25 protein-coding genes and 1 pseudogene are annotated in these 17,973 nt (G+C 63.4%); 15 read left to right on the plus strand and 11 right to left on the minus strand.

Annotated elements, in window-relative coordinates:
* Nucleotides 1-92: 92 nt before the first annotated feature.
* From NKH19_RS04100 to NKH19_RS04110, 3 genes are all read left to right on the plus strand, one after another.
* Nucleotides 93-1,118, plus strand: a complete 1,026-nt coding sequence (locus tag NKH19_RS04100) for a class I fructose-bisphosphate aldolase (protein ID WP_352871933.1) — start codon at nt 93-95, stop codon at nt 1,116-1,118.
* Between the two features lie 250 nt (nt 1,119-1,368).
* Nucleotides 1,369-2,109 (plus strand): DUF899 domain-containing protein, encoded by a 741-nt coding sequence (locus NKH19_RS04105; protein WP_352871934.1) that lies wholly within the window; start codon nt 1,369-1,371, stop codon nt 2,107-2,109.
* 59 nt (nt 2,110-2,168) lie between these two features.
* Entirely contained in the window at nt 2,169-2,885 is a 717-nt protein-coding gene (locus NKH19_RS04110) for an SGNH/GDSL hydrolase family protein (RefSeq protein WP_352871936.1), read from the plus strand.
* A gap of 25 nt (nt 2,886-2,910) precedes the next feature.
* On the opposite strand, the gene NKH19_RS04115 is transcribed toward NKH19_RS04110, so the two are convergent.
* Both NKH19_RS04115 and NKH19_RS04120 read right to left on the minus strand, forming a co-directional pair.
* Nucleotides 2,911-3,090, minus strand: coding sequence for a hypothetical protein (locus NKH19_RS04115; protein WP_352871938.1), 180 nt, complete (start codon nt 3,088-3,090; stop codon nt 2,911-2,913).
* A gap of 98 nt (nt 3,091-3,188) precedes the next feature.
* Nucleotides 3,189-4,136, minus strand: coding sequence for a ring-cleaving dioxygenase (locus NKH19_RS04120; protein WP_352871937.1), 948 nt, complete (start codon nt 4,134-4,136; stop codon nt 3,189-3,191).
* Between the two features lie 310 nt (nt 4,137-4,446).
* On the opposite strand from NKH19_RS04120, the gene NKH19_RS04125 reads away from it, so the two are divergent.
* From NKH19_RS04125 to NKH19_RS04140, 4 genes are all read left to right on the plus strand, one after another.
* Nucleotides 4,447-4,614: a hypothetical protein gene (locus NKH19_RS04125; RefSeq protein WP_352864666.1), complete on the plus strand. Its 168-nt coding sequence runs from the start codon at nt 4,447-4,449 to the stop codon at nt 4,612-4,614.
* 95 nt (nt 4,615-4,709) lie between these two features.
* A complete protein-coding gene (locus NKH19_RS04130) occupies nt 4,710-5,300 on the plus strand; it encodes a DJ-1/PfpI family protein (RefSeq protein ID WP_352864669.1) in 591 nt (196 codons plus the stop codon).
* 74 nt (nt 5,301-5,374) lie between these two features.
* A complete protein-coding gene (locus tag NKH19_RS04135) occupies nt 5,375-5,776 on the plus strand; it encodes a hypothetical protein (protein WP_352864672.1) in 402 nt (133 codons plus the stop codon).
* 80 nt (nt 5,777-5,856) lie between these two features.
* Complete coding sequence (locus tag NKH19_RS04140) at nt 5,857-6,576, plus strand: helix-turn-helix transcriptional regulator (protein ID WP_091578656.1); 720 nt, start codon at nt 5,857-5,859, stop codon at nt 6,574-6,576.
* 64 nt (nt 6,577-6,640) lie between these two features.
* Here the strand turns inward: NKH19_RS04140 and NKH19_RS04145 are convergent, their stop codons facing one another.
* The 3 genes from NKH19_RS04145 to NKH19_RS04155 form a co-directional block, all read right to left on the minus strand.
* Nucleotides 6,641-7,336: a DUF1013 domain-containing protein gene (locus NKH19_RS04145; RefSeq protein WP_352864675.1), complete on the minus strand. Its 696-nt coding sequence runs from the start codon at nt 7,334-7,336 to the stop codon at nt 6,641-6,643.
* A 277-nt stretch (nt 7,337-7,613) separates the two neighbouring features.
* The gene (locus NKH19_RS04150) at nt 7,614-7,754 is read right to left on the minus strand and encodes a DUF1127 domain-containing protein (RefSeq protein WP_352864678.1); all 141 of its coding nucleotides are present in this window, start codon (nt 7,752-7,754) and stop codon (nt 7,614-7,616) included.
* A 182-nt stretch (nt 7,755-7,936) separates the two neighbouring features.
* The gene (locus NKH19_RS04155) at nt 7,937-8,947 is read right to left on the minus strand and encodes an NAD(P)H-quinone oxidoreductase (RefSeq protein ID WP_352864680.1); all 1,011 of its coding nucleotides are present in this window, start codon (nt 8,945-8,947) and stop codon (nt 7,937-7,939) included.
* 113 nt (nt 8,948-9,060) lie between these two features.
* Between NKH19_RS04155 and NKH19_RS04160 the strand changes: the two genes are divergently transcribed.
* The 3 genes from NKH19_RS04160 (at nt 9,061) to NKH19_RS04170 (ending at nt 10,885) form a co-directional block, all read left to right on the plus strand.
* Nucleotides 9,061-9,252, plus strand: coding sequence for a DUF1192 domain-containing protein (locus tag NKH19_RS04160; protein WP_023757432.1), 192 nt, complete (start codon nt 9,061-9,063; stop codon nt 9,250-9,252).
* Between the two features lie 90 nt (nt 9,253-9,342).
* A complete protein-coding gene (locus NKH19_RS04165; RefSeq protein WP_136618343.1) occupies nt 9,343-10,590 on the plus strand; it encodes an MFS transporter in 1,248 nt (415 codons plus the stop codon).
* Between the two features lie 31 nt (nt 10,591-10,621).
* Nucleotides 10,622-10,885 (plus strand): ArsR/SmtB family transcription factor, encoded by a 264-nt coding sequence (locus tag NKH19_RS04170; protein ID WP_352864683.1) that lies wholly within the window; start codon nt 10,622-10,624, stop codon nt 10,883-10,885.
* A gap of 29 nt (nt 10,886-10,914) precedes the next feature.
* Here the strand turns inward: NKH19_RS04170 and NKH19_RS04175 are convergent.
* The 3 genes and pseudogenes from NKH19_RS04175 to NKH19_RS04185 form a co-directional block, all read right to left on the minus strand.
* A pseudogene (locus NKH19_RS04175) lies at nt 10,915-11,028 on the minus strand (transcriptional regulator); the annotation flags it as partial.
* Nucleotides 11,029-11,033: 5 nt separating this feature from the next.
* On the minus strand, nt 11,034-11,690 hold the full coding sequence (locus NKH19_RS04180; protein ID WP_352864685.1) for a glutathione S-transferase family protein: 657 nt from the start codon (nt 11,688-11,690) through the stop codon (nt 11,034-11,036).
* Nucleotides 11,691-11,808: 118 nt separating this feature from the next.
* Nucleotides 11,809-12,645: an alpha/beta fold hydrolase gene (locus tag NKH19_RS04185; protein WP_352864688.1), complete on the minus strand. Its 837-nt coding sequence runs from the start codon at nt 12,643-12,645 to the stop codon at nt 11,809-11,811.
* Nucleotides 12,646-12,744: 99 nt separating this feature from the next.
* On the opposite strand from NKH19_RS04185, the gene NKH19_RS04190 reads away from it, so the two are divergent.
* From NKH19_RS04190 to NKH19_RS04200, 3 genes are all read left to right on the plus strand, one after another.
* A complete protein-coding gene (locus NKH19_RS04190; protein WP_352864691.1) occupies nt 12,745-13,266 on the plus strand; it encodes a winged helix-turn-helix transcriptional regulator in 522 nt (173 codons plus the stop codon).
* Nucleotides 13,267-13,344: 78 nt separating this feature from the next.
* On the plus strand, nt 13,345-13,578 hold the full coding sequence (locus NKH19_RS04195) for a hypothetical protein (RefSeq protein WP_352864693.1): 234 nt from the start codon (nt 13,345-13,347) through the stop codon (nt 13,576-13,578).
* A gap of 159 nt (nt 13,579-13,737) precedes the next feature.
* Nucleotides 13,738-14,169, plus strand: coding sequence for a GlcG/HbpS family heme-binding protein (locus NKH19_RS04200; RefSeq protein WP_352864695.1), 432 nt, complete (start codon nt 13,738-13,740; stop codon nt 14,167-14,169).
* Between the two features lie 73 nt (nt 14,170-14,242).
* Here NKH19_RS04200 and NKH19_RS04205 read toward each other — a convergent pair whose 3' ends face one another.
* The 3 genes from NKH19_RS04205 to NKH19_RS04215 all read right to left on the minus strand — a co-directional run bounded on the left by NKH19_RS04205 (nt 14,243) and on the right by NKH19_RS04215 (nt 15,972).
* Nucleotides 14,243-14,644, minus strand: a complete 402-nt coding sequence (locus NKH19_RS04205; protein ID WP_352864698.1) for a hypothetical protein — start codon at nt 14,642-14,644, stop codon at nt 14,243-14,245.
* A gap of 243 nt (nt 14,645-14,887) precedes the next feature.
* Nucleotides 14,888-15,070 carry a 50S ribosomal protein L32 gene (gene rpmF, locus NKH19_RS04210; protein WP_008834724.1) on the minus strand — a complete coding sequence of 61 codons (183 nt, stop codon included), beginning with the start codon at nt 15,068-15,070 and terminating at the stop codon, nt 14,888-14,890.
* Between the two features lie 140 nt (nt 15,071-15,210).
* Complete coding sequence (locus NKH19_RS04215) at nt 15,211-15,972, minus strand: transglycosylase domain-containing protein (RefSeq protein ID WP_352864701.1); 762 nt, start codon at nt 15,970-15,972, stop codon at nt 15,211-15,213.
* Nucleotides 15,973-16,049: 77 nt separating this feature from the next.
* Here NKH19_RS04215 and NKH19_RS04220 point away from each other — a divergent pair, with 77 nt between their 5' ends.
* Nucleotides 16,050-16,967 carry a polyprenyl synthetase family protein gene (locus tag NKH19_RS04220; protein ID WP_352864703.1) on the plus strand — a complete coding sequence of 306 codons (918 nt, stop codon included), beginning with the start codon at nt 16,050-16,052 and terminating at the stop codon, nt 16,965-16,967.
* Nucleotides 16,968-17,127: 160 nt separating this feature from the next.
* Nucleotides 17,128-17,934 carry a class I SAM-dependent methyltransferase gene (locus NKH19_RS04225; protein WP_352864705.1) on the plus strand — a complete coding sequence of 269 codons (807 nt, stop codon included), beginning with the start codon at nt 17,128-17,130 and terminating at the stop codon, nt 17,932-17,934.
* Nucleotides 17,935-17,973: the final 39 nt, after the last annotated feature.

The raw sequence follows: 17,973 nt of genomic DNA on the forward strand, positions 1-17,973 counted from the left end.
CGGGACTTTCAATCGATTCGAGCTTTCCGATGCCCTTCCTTTGGCGGTAGACTTCCCTTAAGCGCGGAACGAACCCCTTCAGGAGAAGCAGAATGAGCGAACGTCTCGAAGACATTGCCGCCGCGATCGTCGCCGATGGCAAGGGCCTGCTGGCCGCCGATGAAAGTTCCGGAACCATCAAGAAGCGCTTCGACGTCATCGGCGTCGAATCGACCGCCGACAGCCGCCGCGACTACCGCGAGATGATGTTTCGCGCCAGGGACGCGATGACCCGCTACATTTCCGGCGTCATCCTCTACGACGAGACGATCCGCCAGAAGGCCGCCGACGGCACGCCGCTGGTCGACATCATCAAGGCGGCCGGCGCCATACCCGGCATCAAGGTCGACGCCGGCGCCAAGCCTCTGGCCGGCTTTCCCGGCGACACCATCACCGAGGGCCTCGACGGCCTGCGCGAGCGCCTTGCCGACTATTATAAGCTCGGCGCCCGCTTCGCCAAATGGCGCGCGGTGATCGACATCGATCAGGCCAAGGGCGTGCCCTCGGCCAACTCGATCAACTCGAATGCCCACGCACTCGCCCGCTATGCGGCACTTTGCCAGGAGGCCGGCATCGTGCCGATCGTCGAGCCGGAAGTGCTGATGGACGGAGCCCACGACATCGACACCTGCTATGAAATCTCAAAGGCCACGCTGATCAAGCTCTATGACGAACTCCATGCGGCGCGCGTGGTCCTCGAAGGCACCATCCTGAAGCCCAACATGGTGCTGGCCGGCAAGAAATCGGGCAAGGTGAGCAGCCCTGAAGAAGTCGCGGCAAAGACCATAAAACTGTTTCGTGAGACCGTACCGGCAGCCGTGCCGGGCATCGCCTTCCTCTCCGGCGGCCAGGAGGACGAGGAAGCGACCGCCAACCTCAACGCCATCAACGCCATCGGCCCGCACCCATGGAAGCTGACCTTCTCCTACGGCCGCGCGCTGCAGGCCGCGCCGCAGAAAGCCTGGAGCGGCAAGGCGTCGAACGTCGCCGCCGGCCAGGCCGCCTTCTCCCATCGCGCCCATATGAACCATCTGGCGGCGCTTGGAAAATGGAAGGCGAGCCTCGAACGGGCCGCCTGATCACAGCGCTTCCATATTCCTTCGAACCCGGGCCGATGCGCCCGGGTTTTTATTTGCGGCCTTGCCGGGCTTGGGATGGAGCCTCCCCGTCCCTATCTCCTTTACGGCGCTGGAGCCCGAAAAATGGAATCCGGTTTTCTCGGACAAACGGAAACCGTTTGTCCGAGATCATGCTCAGACAAACAACCGGCGATGTCGGTTTGCGCCCATCCCGAACGTCCTTGGGGGTGGCACGGACACGGAGAGGGTCATGCATCGCAACAAGGTCGTTTCGCGCGAAGACTGGTTCCGGGCGCACAAGGCGCATCTGGCGCGCGAGAAGGAACTGATACGGCTTCGCGAGCGGATCGCGGCTGAGCGGCGTGAACTGCCCTGGCTGAAGATCAGGAAGGACTATGTCTTCGAGACCGAGCAAGGGCCGAAGAAACTGACCGACCTGTTTGCCGGCAACAGCCAACTGATCGTCTACCACTTCATGTTCGGGCCGGGCTGCGACCATCATTGCGAGGGCTGCTCGTTCCTTGCCGACCATATCGACGGCGCCAATCAGCACCTAAGGCATCACGACGTGTCGCTGGTCGTGATCTCGCGCGCGCCGCTGGCGGAACTTCTGCCCTACAAGCGGCGCATGGGCTGGAAGTTCGACTGGCTGTCGTCCTATGCCTCGGATTTCAACTTCGACATGCAGGTCTCGTTCACCGACAGGCAGATCGCCGCCGGCGACACCACCTACAATTTCGAGACCCGTCCCCGGACATCGAAGGAGCTTCCCGGCACCAGCGTTTTCTACAGGAACGAAACCGGCGACATCTTCCTCACCTTCATGTCGCGCGCCCGCGGCGGCGAGGCGCTGATCGGCACATATGACTATCTCGACATGACGCCGAAGGGCCGCAACGAAAACGGCCCCTATCACGGTTTGATGGACTGGGTGCGGTTGCACGACGAATATCAGGACCGGCGGGCGGCAAAGCCGAATTGCTGCGACTGAAGGCTTTCAACCGGGCACAAACTTGCGCTAAGGCTGCCCCGATCGTTAACGGTATTGCCATGCGCTTCCCGGCCCTCCTCACCTGGCTCGCTTACCCGGTATATGTCTGGCAAGGCCTCGGCGTGCGCCGCCGCACGACGCGCATGCTGCCGGCGCAGGGGCCGGTCATGCATGAAATATCGGGCACGGCGCCGGCGATCTCGCTTCTGGTGCTGGGCGATTCCTCCGCCGCTTCGGTCGGCATCGGCAATTCGGAAAACGGACTTGCCGCGCAACTCGCCGTGCTGATTGCGCAAAACACCGGCCGCGCCGTGCGCTGGCGAGCCGCCGGCTTCAATTCGGCGACGTCAGGCCAGATCCGCGACCATGTCCTGTCCAATCTGTCGGCCGATCCATGGACGCACATCGTGCTCGCCATCGGCACCAACGACACCAAGAATTTTCATTCCGTGCCGCGCTTCAAGAAGGAATTCGGCGGCCTGCTCTATGCGCTCCGTGCCAAATGGCCGGAGGCACGGGTGGTGTGGTCGCCGGTGCTGGAGTTCACGCGAGCGCCGGCGATGCCGCCGCTCCTCGGCAAGATCCTCGAGATCCGCGCCACCGAAATGAATCGGATGGGCGAACGCCTCTGCCTGGAGCGCGGTGCGGTGCCGGCGGCGCGCCTGCCCATCACAAATCCCGAGGCGGGCTTTGCCTCCGACGGCTTTCACGCCTCGGAAGCAGGCTACCGCGCCTGGGCCGAGCATCTCGTCGACCCGGTGCTTGCCAGAGGCTGACGCGGCCGCCTTGGCCGGTGCTGGCCTAGGTCCAGTGCCCAAGCACAGCTGTTATGGAAATCGCGGCCATTGCCAGCAGCGCCAGCTTCCAGAAGTCGCCGCGCCGTTTCAGCCCCGGCCAGCCGAGCGGCTTGATCAGTTGGATGACCATGATGCCAACAATGACGAGCGCGAGGAGTTTCGACATGCCGCCTTTGACCAGCAACGCGGCCGGCTGTCAAAGCGCGTCCTTAGTCGCCTGAGAAGAATGGGCGCCGCGATCCCGAACCGGAACGCGGCGCCCACCTTCGACCAGGGAGCGATCTACTTCAGCGGCTTGAGGCCGGCCTCGATCGAGGCGCGTTTCGCTTCGAGGAAAGGCGGCAGGGCGAGGCTTTCGCCCAGCGTTTCCAGCGGCTCGTCGGCGGTGAATCCCGGCCCGTCGGTGGCGATTTCGAACAGGATGCCGTTCGGCTCGCGGAAATAGAGCGAACGGAAGTAATAGCGCTCGACCTCGCCGCTCGACGGCAGACGGAATTCGACCAGCCGGGCAGTCCATCGATGCAGCGTCTCCTGGTCCGGCGCCCTGAAGGCGACATGGTGAACCGCACCCGCACCTTGCCGCGCCGGCGCCAGCCCTGGCTGCACCAGGACATGCAGCTCCGCCGCCGGCCCACCCTCTCCCATTTCGAAGACGTGAACCTGGCCCTCCGGCGACGCATACTTGCGTGCCTCGCGCATGTTCATAACCTTGGTCACCACCGCCTCGGTGTTGGTGATATCAGGAACGCTGATGACGATCGGCCCGAGCCCGCGGATCTGATGCTCGGCCGGCACCGGGCTTTGCGCCCAGGGATGGCTGTCGCCCTTGCCGCCGTCGCTGACGAGCCGAAGGCGCTGGCCTTCGGGATCCTCGAAATCCAGGCTGGGGTAGCCGCCGATGTCGGCGATCTCTCCTGTCGCGATGCCTTCGTCCGCCAAGTGCTGCTTCCACCAGGCAAGGCTGTCCTGGCTGCGGACCCTGAGGCTGGTCCGCACGATGCTGTGCGTGCCGCGCTTCTCGCGTCCGACAGGCCAATCGAAGAAGGTGAGATCGGTGCCCGGTGTGGCTTCGCCATCGGCATAGAAGAGGTGATAGGCCGAGGTGTCGTCCTGGTTCACCGTCTTCTTGACCAGCCGCAGGCCCAGCACCTTCGTGTAGAAGTGAAGATTGCCCGGCGCATTGGCGGTGATGGCGGTCAGATGATGGATTCCTGTCAGTTGCAAGCTCATGGTCGTCTCCCTGTTTTCGGGGAAGAATTTTCTCCCTTCATATCAGAACCGCGGCCACATCGCTGAAGACCATGCGTGCCGACAGTCCGTCGTTGAAAGCTGAACAGCAGCGCCTTGACCAGCACCCTTGCGATGAACGGTCGCCAACCAAGAGCCTGCCGTGGTCTCGGTCTGATGTGGTGAGAAAACGATGCTTTTCCTGCCGGAGGTTCCGGTCGGAACTATTGTCGTGTGCCCTGCCACCCTCCTGACAGACTGCTGTCAGGAGGGGTATGCGATAGTGTCTCCATACACAGAGAGGAGACTAGCCATGAACGGTTTTACCATTCTGCGCGGCATGCAGCACTATGTCGGCAAGATCCGCACGATGCGCAACGAGATCCGCACCCAGCGGTTCATGAACTCGCTGCCGGAGGACATTCGCAAGGATATCGGCTGGCCGGACATGTATGCCGACCGTCGCTTTCGCGGCAATTGAGACGAATTTCGACCCGGCGGCTGGACGTGGGCGCGTCAACGCCCAGATAAAAAGCCCAGCAGCAAGGTTTGGCGCGCGAGGAATGGAGCGAGCTTATGCCTGAACGAAAGACAATCGGCTTTCTTTTCATCGAAGGCTTTGCCGACTGGGAATACGGGCTGCTGGCGGCCTCGGCGGTCGAATGGTTCGGCGCCCGCGCCGTATCGCTGACGCCCGACGGCAAGCCGGTGACCGGGATCAGCGGATTCCGGCTGACGCCCGATCGCTCGGCAGAGGCGGATAAGAATACCGATCTCGACGCCGTCGCCGTCATCGGCTCCGATCAGTGGTTTGGCAAGGCACCGCCGGATGTTACCGACCTGCTCCACGCCGTTGCATCGCGCGACGGCGTGGTCGGCGGTATCTGCGCCGGCACGCTGGCGTTGGCCCGCGCCGGCCTGTTCGAGAAAGCCAGGCACACCAGCAATGGCCGCGACTGGATCTATGGACATGAGGCCGGCTATGCCGGCGACAGCAATTATCAGGATGTGCCGTATGCCGTGGCCGACGGCAAGATTGTTTCCGCGCCCGGTTCGGCGCCAGGCACCTTCGCACTCGCCTTTCTCAACACACTCTATCCGGAAAGAGGCAGCGATCTCGCCCAGATGCGAACGCTGTTCGCCAAGGAGTATGCTGAAGCCTCCTGACAGTATGCTGTCAGGAGGGACGTGCGATGGTGCGAGCCTCAGAGACTGCGCATCGGCGGTCGAAAGGACGATCGATGAAGAGTTGGAGCGACAGGCTGGACACATCAGGCAGCAACGGCGTGAAGCCGACGCCGCCGCGCACGATGGCCGATGTCGTCGAAGGTCAGTCGATGCTGGTGCCGACGCCGCGTCAGGTCGATGATTTCATCCGCTCGATTCCCGAAGGAGTCGAGTTGGACGTGCGTGCGTTGCGCACGGCGCTCGCCATCGAGCATGGTGCCGAAGTGACATGTCCTGTCACCATCGGCTATCATCTGCGCAGGGTTGCGGAGGCCGCCAATGAGGATCTCGAGCGCGGCATGACGCCGAGGGACGTAGCACCCTTCTGGCGCGTGCGTGATGCGAAGACGCCGACAACGAGTAAACTTCCTTCGGCGCGGCATTCGTCGCCACGCAGCGCAAATGCGAAGGGCTGACGCCGTAATGCATGTCGTCTGGAAGTGGACCCGGTCCGGGAGCCACGGCATGCATGGGAACAACACTGGGGAAGCAAACGATGCGCCGCGCCGACAGGCTCTTTCAGATTGTGCAGCATCTGCGTGGTGGCCGTCTGGTCACCGCTCAGAAGCTCGGCACGTGGCTCGAGGTTTCCGAGCGAACCATCTACCGCGATATTGCCGACCTGCAGTCGACCGGCGTGCCGATCGACGGCGAGGCCGGCGTTGGCTACATGATGAGAGAGGGTTTCGACCTTCCGCCGCTGATGTTCACACGTGACGAGATCGTCGCGCTGGTTGCCGGCGCCCGCATGGTGCGTGCCTTTGGCGGCGCCGCCATGGCGCGCGCCGCCGACGAGGCACTGGTCAAGATCGGCGCCGTACTGCCCGACGCCGAAAAGGACCGCATCGCCCGCACCGAGATCCATACGCCGATGTGGGTGGTCAGTGATGCCGCCCGTGAGGCGATCGACCTGATCGAGCGCGCGGTCGAAAAGCGCCAGGTGCTGACCATCGACTACTCGGACGAGGCCGGCCGCGGCACCGCCCGCGATATCCGTCCGCTTGGCTTGTGGTTCTGGGGCAAGGTGTGGACGCTGGTCGCCTGGTGCGAGATGCGCGATGACTTCCGCGCCTTCCGCATCGACCGCATCGCCTCGGTGGTGATCGCCGGCCGCATCTTCAAGCCGGAGCGCGGCAAGCAGCTCGCCGACTTCTACCGGGCCGTGGAGCGCAGCGAGGATTACGGCATGGCGCCGGATCGCGCCGCGCGGACCTGAGACCTGACGCACCCCACAAAAAAGCCCGCTCGAAGCGGGCTTTTTCTTGGAATGTCGGACAATCTTACTCGTCGTCGTCGTTGTCCGTGTTCTTCGACTTCAAGGCCGAGAGCTTGGCGAACACGGCGTTTGCGTCGAGTTCGGCATCCTCGTCCTTCGGCTTCTCGGGAGCCGGCACCAACCGCTCGGTCAGGGCCGCCGGCAGCAGCGTGTCACCGACCGGCTGCGCCTGTTCGCGACCGCGTGAGGCACGGTTGACTTCCATGTCGAGGTCGATCTGCGAGGCAAGGCCCAGCGTCACCGGATCCATCGGCTGCAGATTGGCCGAGTTCCAATGCTTGCGCTCGCGGATCTGCTCGATCGTCGACTTGGTGGTGCCGACGAGGCGCGAGATTTGCGCGTCCTTGAGCTCGGGATGGTTGCGCACCAGCCAGAGAATGGCATTCGGCCGGTCCTGCCGCTTCGACAGCGGCGTGTAGCGCGGACCCTTGCGCTTGGATTCGGGCACCCGCACCTTGGGCTCCGAAAGCTTCAGGCGCTGGTTCGGGTCTTTCTCGGCGCGCGCGATCTCGTCGCGGGTCAGCTGGCCGGTCATGATCGGATCCATGCCCTTGATGCCTTGCGCCGATTCGCCGTCGGCGATCGCCTTGACCTCGAGCGGATGCAGCCCGCAGAACTGCGCGATCTGCTCGAAGGAAAGCGCGGTGTTGTCGACCAGCCAGACGGCGGTCGCCTTGGGCATCAGCAGCGTATTGGCCATTTAAAAATCCTTCTCGTTCGCCCGCGTTCCCGCGCGGGCGGTGGTTTGGAGCCACCAAAATGGGAAATTCGCGGCCTGTATAACCGTTCCATTGTTGTTTCGCAATGTTTTTGGAAGCAATGACTGGATGGCGCTCGCGCCAATGCCGCGAGCGAAACTGCGCCCAAAACGACAAAACCCGCCGGACTGTGTCCAGCGGGCTCGGAACCGCGACGGGAATCCCGTCTGACGCGGCTCTGGCTTGCCAGGCGTGACCTTCGCGGGTCACGCTCGACGGTTAGATGGCCCTGCGGGCGATCTTTTCGATGTCGGCGCGGTTGATGCCGAGGTCGCTGAGCTGACGTGCGTTGAGGCGGTTCAGTTCGCGGACGGTCTCGTTGTACATACGCCAGTTACGGTAAGCGCGGATCGGGTTCATGATAGTCCTCCAAATCGGTGTTCGTTTTCGATGGTGCTCAAATAGGCGTCATCGATGAGGACTTGAATGGCTGATTTTGCATAGCAATGATGCAAATGCTGCATTGCAGCATTAAGCATCTGTTCATCTTGTAGGCAGTGAGGCGCACGCCAGGGACGTATTCGGCTTCAAGTGATGCCGGGTTAGCCGACGTCCAGCACGATCTTGCCGATATTCTCGCCGTCTTCCATGCGCTCATGCGCCCGCCAGGCTTCGCTGAGCGGGAAGATCATGTCCATCACCGGCGCCACCTTGCGCGTGCCGAGCAACGGCCACACCTGCGCTTCCAGCGCCGCCGCGATCGCCGCCTTGAATTCTACGGTGCGCGGCCTCAGCGTCGAACCCGTGTGGACGAGCCGCTTGACCATGATCTTGGAGAAATCGGCGCTCGCCACGGCACCGGCCTGCACGGCAATCTGGACGATACGGCCCTCGACCGCCGCGGCCTCGTAGTTGCGCGCCACATAGTCGCCGCCGACCATGTCGAGGATGACATTGGCGCCCTTGCCGCCCGTTGCCTCCTTCACCGCCGCGACAAAATCCTCCTCGCGATAGTTGATCGCGCGGTCGGCGCCGAGCTTCAGGCAGGCATCGCATTTCTCCTTGCTGCCGGCGGTGGTGATGACATAGGCGCCGAAGGCCGAGGCAAGCTGGATTGCCGTGGTGCCGATGCCGGACGAACCGCCATGGACGAGCAGCATCTCGCCGCGCTTCAGGCCGCCGCGCTCGAACACATTGTGCCAGACGGTGAAGTAGTTTTCCGGCACGGCCGCTGCTTCGGTGTGGGTGAAGCCGGCCGGCAGCGGCAGCACGCTGCCGGCATGAACCTTGACATATTCGGCATAGCCGCCACCGGGTGTGAGCGCGCAGACGCGGTCGCCAATGCGCCAGCGCGATATGTCGTCGCCAACGGCCGCCACTTCGCCCGACGCCTCGAGGCCCGGCAGGTCCGAGGCGCCGGGCGGCGGCGGATAGGCGCCCTTGCGCTGCTGGATATCGGGCCGGTTGACGCCGGCGGCATGCACCTTGATCAGTATCTCGCCGGGGCCGGGCTGCGGCACGTCGCGTGTTTCCGGCTTCAGCACCCTTGGGCCACCCGGCTCCGAGATCGCAATGGCCGTCATTCTTGCCGGAATTTTCTGTCCGCTCGCCATGAGATTTCCCGTCTTTCCTCGCCGTTATCCGATCGGCCGTTTGCATCGACGCCCCTGCCCTATGTATGCTGATTGCCAAATCAGGCAAATGGCCAAATCAGGGAGGAGCGACGATGGCGATCTTCGACGACGAACCCAAGAAGGCGCGCCCGCACGAGATCGGGCAGGACCTGTCGCTGCTTTCCGTCGGTGAATTGTCGGAACGCATCGGCATCCTGCGAGACGAGATCGCCAGGCTGGAGGCCGAGCTCAAGGCCAAGGACACCACCAAATCGGCTGCCGAGGCGCTGTTCCGCCGCGGATAGCAGCGCGGGCGCAAAGGCCCGCCGCCGAAAAGCCCGAATGCGACGGTCTTCAGACCCAGCGCCCCTGTCAAACACGAGCCGGATCAAACAATGTTCGCAACCTACCGCCCGATCCTCTCGCTGCTTCGTGGCACTGCCTTCCTGCTGGCGGCGTCCGGATTGCACGGGCTGCTGCTGCCGCTGCGCGGTCAGTTGGAAGGCTTCTCGACCGCATCGCTCGGCCTGATGGGCACGGCCTGGGCCGGCGGCTTCGTCACCGGCTGCTTCTTCGCGCCGCGCATCGTGCGCCGCGCGGGCCATGTGCGCGCCTTCGGCGCCTTTGCCGCGTCGGGCGCCATCGTGGCGCTGCTCACCGGGCTGATCATCGACGAATATGTCTGGATCCTGCTGCGCGCCTTCACCGGCTTCACCATGGCCGGCGCCTTCATGGTCATCGAAAGCTGGCTGAACGAGAAAGCCACCAACGAGAATCGCGGCACCGTCTTCGGCCTCTACATGATGGTCACCTATGCCTCGATCATGGGCGGGCAGATGATCGTCGCCGGTGGCGATGTGAAATCGGCGTCGCTGTTCATGATCACCGGCATCCTGTTTTGCCTGTCGCTCATTCCGACCGCGGTCTCGAGCGCTTCCCACCCCAAGCCGCTGCAGGATGTCTCGCTCGACGTCAAAGGCCTTTATGCCAATTCGCCGGTGTCGGCGGTCGCTTGCGTGTTGATCGGCATCGCCAACGGCGCCTGGGGCACGCTTGGCGCGGTCTATGGGGCCCGCATCGGCATTTCCACGGCCGAGATCGCCTTGATGATGAGCCTTGTGGTCGTTGCCGGTGCTGCCATGCAGCTTCCGGCCGGGCGTCTGTCCGACAAGACCGACCGGCGTTTCGTGCTGGCGGGGGCGGCTTTCGGCGCGGCCCTGTTCGCGCTCATGATCTTCCTGTTCGAGCCACGCTCCAGCGTCTTCGTCATCGTCTTCACCGCGGCCTATGGCGCCTTCGCCTACACGCTCTATTCGATCGCCGTGGCGCATGCCAACGACCACGCGCGCTCGGAGGATTTCGTCAAGGTGTCGGGCGGCCTGCTGCTGCTCTACGGCTTCGGCACGATGATCGGACCCTTGCTGGCCGCCGCCCTGATGGGCTGGATGCGCCCGGAAGGCCTGTTCCTGGCGACCGCCTTCGCGCATCTCTGCCTGGCCGGCTATACGCTGCTGCGCATCAGCCGCCGCGCGCCGGTGCCGATCGGCGATCGTGACGCCTTCAAGACGCAGCCGGCCGACCGTTCGGTGACGCCGGAAGCATTGCGGCTTGATCCCAGAAGAAAAGCAGAAGCAGACGGTTGAGATTCGAAAGGCTTTGCCCCACAAATAAGGCATGATGTTTTCCGACGCCTTCATGGCGATTGCCGATCCCAACCGGCGCCATCTTCTGGAAGAACTTCGCCGCGGCCCGAAAACCGTCAACGAACTCGCTTCGGGTTTGCCCGTATCGCGGCCAGCCGTTTCGCAGCATTTGAAAGTACTGCTCGATGCCGGGCTGGTCCACGCCAAAGCCGAAGGCACAAGACGCGTCTATACGGTGAGCAATACCGGCTTCCTCAAACTCAACATCTGGCTCGATCAGTTCTGGGAAGCCTGACCCGTTCGGCCGGCCGTGCCGTTGCCCTCGGCCAGCTGGCTGACCGAAGCGGGGCCGCGCGACAGCCGATCAACCATCTGCCGCCGCGCCGGGTCGGCGAGCGCATGGAACATCCGATCAATCTGGGCAGGATCGTGCAGCATCGCGATCAGCCGTCATTGTAGGGGAAGAACTTGAAGTAGGGCTGCGCCTCCTCGATCACCCTGGCGAAGGGAGGCCGTTGCACCAGCCGGTCGTGATAGCGCTTCACGGCCGGGTGGTTGTCGCCGAACGGTTCGACCTTGTTGGCATAGAACAGCGCGGGGGACGCCGCGCAATCGGCCATGGTGAAGGTGTCGCCCATCGCCCAGGTCTTCGACTGCATATCCTGCTCGATGATGGCGTAGGAATTGCGCAGCTGGCCGCGGGCCTGCTCGACGCCGAACGGATCAGTCTTGTCCTGCGGCCGCAACCGGTCACCGACGATCTTCTGCATCGGCTCCTGCACGTGGAAATCATAGAAGCGATCGGCCTGGCGGACTGCCAGCGCCAGATCGATGTCGGCGGGAACGAGGTCGACCGGTCCTGGATAATGCGCGGCCAGATATTCGACGACGATGGTCGACTCCAGCACCGTGCGGTCGCGCGCATCGTCGCGCAGCGCCGGCATCTTGCCGCTCGGCGAAATCTTCAGGAAGGCCGCGCGCGATTGCTCGTCGCCGAGATCGACGATATCAGGCGTAAACGGCGTGGCGTTCTCATAGAGCGCGATCAACGGCTTCCAGCAGAAGGAGGCCAGCGGATGGAAATGAAGCGTCAGGGACATGTCTTGCTCGTCTGTCTCGTGGTTCGGCGATGGCCGGCGCTGTGCTGCCAAGCAGAGGCAAATACTGAAGCATTAACTTTGCGACAGGCGCTGTCCGTCAAGGCCCGCTTTTGTCGCCCTAAGCGGCTTGGGTGTGGGCGACGATAGCGGCGGATATCTCCGTCCAGTCGTCCGGATGCAGTTCATGGCCGCCGCCTTCGATGCGGATGATTTTCGCGCCGGCGACAGCCTTGGCCAGCGCCTCGCCATGCTCGACCGGGAAGATCGGATCCGCCGTGCCATGGATGACCAGCAACGGCGCCGTCATCTCGCGCAGCCGGCCCTTCCATGCGTCACCGCCCCGAAGCATGAAATGGTTGGTCGCGCTCAGGAAGCCGCCGGAACGATCGTAGTCCTGCTCGACGAACGCCCTCATCCGGGCCTCGTCGAATGGGTGTGCGGTGCTGGCGATCGCCCGCGCGTCCCTGACGATGAAATCGATAACCTGGTCACGGTCCGACCAATCGACCTTGGCTCCCTCGGCTGAATGCCCGGCATAGGCATCACTGGTTTGCGGCAGATGCGACGTGTCGATCCCTATCGGCGAGCTGCTGATCACGGTCAGCGATGCGACACGGGACGGGTGCTTGAGCGCCACAAGCTGCGCGATCATACCGCCCATCGACATGCCGGCGACATGCGCCTTGCCGATGCCGTGGTCGTCGAGGACACGCATCGCATCGTCGGCCATATCATCGAAAGTGTAAGGGGGCTCGCCCGGTCTATATTTGGTCGAACGGCCGGTATCGCGATTGTCATAGCGGATCACGAACAGGCCGGAATCGGCCAACTTCCGGCACAGCGCCTCCGGCCACCACAGCATGGAGGCCATCGCGCCCATGATCAGCAACAGTGGCGGGTTCGCCGGATCACCAAAGGCCTCGGACATGATTACGGGACGTTCGATCGTCGTCATGACGCGGTCTCCCCCGTTGTAATACTGATTGTATTTTGCAATCGGTTGCACGATAATAAAACCGATACGATAATGCAACCGGTTTTGGAGAAAAATCTTATGAGCATGGATCGCCGGTCCGGATGTCCGATCAACCTGTCGCTGGAAGTGTTCGGCGACCGCTGGAGCCTGATCATCCTTCGCGACATGATCTTCGGCGGCAGACGCCATTTTTGCGAGCTGCTCAACGGGTCGATGGAAGGCATCGCCTCCAACATCCTCGCCGACCGGCTGAAGCGCCTGATGGAGCTGGGCATGCTGACCAAGGCCGACGACCCCTCGCACAAGCAGAAGGCGATCTACAGCCTGACCGAGATGGCGATCACGCTGGTGCCGATCCTCGCCCATCTCGGCGCCTGGGGCCGCGTATGGCTGCCGGTCAGCGAAGAACTCTCGATCCGCGCCGAGCTCTTGGAAAAGGGCGGACAGCCGATGTGGGACAAGTTCATGGACGAGTTGCGCCACGAACATCTCGGCGTGCCGCTCGACACAGCTTCTGGTCCTTCTGTCCGCGCGACCCTGCAGGCCGCCTATCAGGCGGTGGTTGCCAGCAAGGCACCCGCCGCCAACCCGGCCGCTTGACCAACTTATTTTCCCGTTTTCGGACCGGCTCTGCTACAAGAGGCGGAAAATCAAGATTCACGGGATTGGATAAAGCTCTTGGTTGAGAACTCTAGGGATGCTGCCCGCGCGCGCGCCGAGCTGCGTTTCAAGAAGCAGGAAGAGGCGGCAACCGTCCGCCAGAAGGCGATGGCCGAATACGTCGCCGAGAGCGACGCCCGCCAGGCCAAGACCAACAAGCTGCGGGCGCTCCGTCTCGCCAAGGAAGCCGAAGATCTTGCCAATGCGCCGGCGGCGCCCGCCAAGAAGCCGGCCCGCGCCAAGAAAAAATAGCCATCCCCAGACACGCAAGCGGTAACGCCGTATCCGGATGGTGTCGGCGAAGGCCGCTCCCATCCCGCCTCTTCACGCGAAGCAATTTCAACCGAAACGGGGATGTTATCTCGCCCGTCGACGGTCAATGATCGACGCGTTTTCAAACAGGAGACCGCCATGACCGCACTGCCACTCGAAAAAGCCAGGCAAATCATCGATGCCGCCTTTGCCAAGGGCGCCGATCTCAAGCTCAAGCCGCTCGGCGTCTCGGTGCTCGATGCCGGCGGGCATCTGGTCGCCTTCCAGCGCCAGGACGGCGCCTCGTTCCTGCGCCCGCAAATGTCGGCCGGCAAGGCTTATGGCGCGCTGGCGATCGGCATGGGCTCGCGTAAGGTCGAGGCTTTCGCCAAAGAGCGTCCGCATCTCGTTGCCGGTATTTCGGACGTCTCCGGCGGACGCGTACTGCCGGTGGTGGGCGGCGTGCTGATCCGCGACAAGGCTGGCGCCATCATCGGCGCCGTCGGCATCTCCGGCGACACGTCGGACAATGACGAGGCCGCGGCCATCGCCGGCATCGAGGCAGCCGGTTTCTCCGCCGATCCGGGCTGAACGTCACTCGGCATCGGAACCAGAGTGTGTCGAGATTTAGGTCAGGCCGGCATCACTTGAATGTCAATGCGGCCTAATTCAAATTGATATCCCGGCTGGCCGATCGCATCGACACCGCGAATCCGGCCAGCACATCGAACAGCGCGATGACCATCAGCGTGAAGAAGACGGAATGGGCGGCGCCCTTCACCAGCAGGAACTCGACCAGGAACGCCACGAAGACCAGCGTCGACAGAAGGTGATCCATGATCGATGCATTGGTCGTGCGCACCGACTTCGCCATTTCGAGGAACAGGAAGATCAGCCCGGTCAGCACCATCAGGTCGCCGAGCGTCATCGAGAACACGCCACCCGACATCATGCTGAATGAAAAGACCTCGCTCGCCCACGGATCGTCACCGCTTCCGAATATTCCCAGCAATCCGAGATTGTAGAGCACGAAAGGCACGATCAGCAGCGGAATGGCACCGAACATCTGGCGTCTCCATGTGGGGCAATCCTTTGTAGAATGCGCCACAGGCACGCCGTCAAGATTTTTCGGTGGCAGCGCTGAACACGGTCGAAGACCGCACGCAACAACCATGTCAGCCGGTTGCCCGCCCAGGGAACTGCGCCGATGCCGCCCACGCTTCGAGACGAGCGCTACCTGGCCCCCAAACACAAAAAGACCGGCCACTGGCCGGTCATTTTGTAATTCAAGCTTTTGGAAAAGCTGGTCTCAGCTTTCCTTGGGCGTCAACACCTGACGACCGCGATACATGCCGGTCTTCAGGTCGATGTGGTGCGGACGGCGCATTTCGCCGGAATTCTTGTCCTCGACATAGGTCGGGGCCTTGAGAGCGTCGGCCGAGCGGCGCATGCCGCGCTTGGACGGAGAGGTTTTTCGTTTCGGAACGGCCATGGATATGCTCCACTACATGGTCAAAAGCCCCGCCCGCCCTCGTGAAAGGGCCATGTCGGGGCCTAAATCTGAGAAAGTCGGGTGCCTATACACGCCCTGTGCCGTTTTGGCCAGCACTGCCGCGAATTTTTTTGAGTTGGCTAGCGGAGGCAACCGACATAGGCGCCGGAGCGGCCGGCGCGCCGCTCGATCAAATTGGCCAGCCGTCTCAGGCCCGGTCCGGGTTTGGCCGGATTGCGGGCGATCGGATTTGGCAAGGAGACGGCAAGCAGGGCGGCCTGCCGTCGCGACAGCTGTTTTGCCGAAACGCCGAAATGATGCCGTGCCGCGGCCTCGATACCGTAGATTCCCGGCCCCCACTCGGCGATGTTGAGATAGATTTCCATGATGCGCCGTTTCGACGTCACCGCATCGAAATAGACGGCCAGCGGCAGTTCGACCACCTTGCGCACCGAACCCAGTGGCCGCGACCATAAGAAGAGGTTCTTCACCGTCTGCATGGTGATGGTCGAGGCGCCGCGCGTTGCTTCACCGGCCAGCGCGTCGTCGACGACGCCCCGCAATTCGCCGAGATCGACGCCACGATGGAAGCAGAACTGCCCGTCCTCCGACATGATGACGGAATTGGCCAGCACCGGCGACACCTCATCGATCGATACCCAGCGGCGGTCATAGCCGGAGAATGTCGCCAGGTCCTTCAGCATCAGCGTCGAGACCGGATGCACGAAGAATGGCAGGTAAAGGAGCGTCAGCACCGTCGGTATAAGCACCAGCACCGCGGCCACGACGATACCGCGCCGGACCCAGCGTTTGAGACCACGGCGGTTCACGCCTCGCGATCTCGTCGCCATGTCCAGCTTTTCGGTTTCATGATCGACGATCGGTTCCGCCAAGCCGCCCAATCCGTGCTCTCCCTGCCCCGGCATAATGGCGCTTGGCTTCTTGCGCAACGTCTGAGTGTCGGCTACCGGTCCCGACCATGACGAATGACGACGAAATGGCGTTCGAAATGGCGCTTATCAGACGGGCAGCCGCCGTCGAGGTGCTGCTGCGGCGGCTGCTCGACGACCGCGCGCTTTCGGGCGAGATCGCCCGGCCTGACCGGCTGATGGCGGCGATGCGCCACGGCGTGCTGAACGGTGGCAAGCGCCTGCGCCCCTTCCTGGTCATGGAAAGTGCGGCAATTTTTTCCGCTGACGGCGAGGCGGCGCTGCGCGTCGCGGCAGCCATTGAATGCGTGCATTGCTATTCGCTGATCCACGACGATCTGCCCGCCATGGACGACGATGATTTGCGTCGTGGCCAGCCGACGGTGCACATGGCCTTCGATGAGGCCACCGCCATCCTGGCCGGCGACGCCTTGCTGACGCTTGCCTTCGACATCATCGCGGGCGAGGCGACGGTGCTGCCGGCGGAGCGGCGGGCGGCATTGGTGCTGGCGCTTGCCCGCGCGGCCGGGGCCGGCGGCATGGTCGGCGGCCAGAAGCTCGACCTCGAAGCCGAACAGGCGCCGCCGGACGAGGCCGGCATCATCCGGCTGCAGGCGATGAAGACCGGCGCGCTGATCCGCTTTGCCTGCGAGGCCGGCGCCCTCATCGCCGGCGCTCCCGCCGAGGACCGTGAACGGCTGGCCGAATTCGGCTCCGCGATCGGCCTGGCCTTTCAGCTTGCCGACGACCTGCTTGACCTGACCGCCGATGCCAGCCAGATGGGCAAGGCGACCGGCAAGGATGCCGCCGCCGGCAAGGCGACGCTGGTGGCGCTGCACGGCGCCAATTGGGCGCGCAGCCAGCTTCACGGCCTCGTCGAACAGGCCCATGCGCTGCTTGAGCCCTATGGCGACGACGCCCAGCTGCTGAAGGAAGCGGCGGCATTCGTCGCGACCCGTACCAGTTGAGGTTGGGACAACCAAGACATCGTCCTGACTAAAGCACATGCGTCCTCCGCCGGCCGCTTCAGAGATTGAACTTGAACGGAAGCCTGCCGAAGCAGAGGATCGACATCGCTTTGCCATCCACACGGCAACCACGCGGTGCGGACAGAGTTGGAGGGATGCCATGTCGACCACCGACAACCTGTTCACCGGTTCCATTCCCGAGGTCTACGACCGGGCGATGGTGCCGCTGATCTTCGAGCCATATGCACGAGATCTGGCGGAGCGGGTGTCTAAGCTCGGGCCGCAATCAGTGCTCGAAGTGGCGGCGGGCACCGGTGTGGTGACACGTGCGCTCGCAGCGAGACTGCCGGCGCAAACACGCATCGTGGCCACCGACCTTAACCAGCCGATGCTCGACCACGCGCGCACGCGGATGGCGGACGATCCTCGTATCACCTGGCAGCAGGCCGACGCCCAGGCGCTGCCCTTCGAGGACGCCCGGTTTGATGCCGTGGTCTGCCAATTTGGCGCGATGTTCTTCCCCGATCGAGTGGCCGCCTACGGGCAAGTCCGGCGGGTGATGCGGCCGGGCGGGCATTTCCTGTTCAATGTCTGGAGTGCCATCGAAGAGAATGAGTTCGCCGAGGAAGTGACGCGGGCGCTCGGCACTCTCTTCCCCGCCGATCCACCTCGCTTCATGGCGAGGACGCCGCACGGCTATCACAATGCGGACACCATCCGCGCCGACCTGCATGCCGCTGGCTTTCGCGACGTCACCGTCGAGCCTCTGGGTGCTGTGAGCGCCGCTCCGTCGCCGTATGATGCGGCCGCGGCCTATTGCCAGGGCACGAACCTGCGTGGCGAAATCGAGGCGCGCGGCGGCTCGCTGGAGGAGGCGACGCGACACGTGGCGCATGCCATGGGGAAGCGGTTCGGGGAAGGGCCGGTAAGTGGCCGCATCCGCGCGCTCGTCGTGGTGGCGGCTTGATGCATGTCGCCCAAAAGCGACCTCGGTTTTGAGAGAACG

Source organism: Mesorhizobium sp. M1338 (assembly GCF_040318045.1).
Classification (GTDB): domain Bacteria; phylum Pseudomonadota; class Alphaproteobacteria; order Rhizobiales; family Rhizobiaceae; genus Mesorhizobium.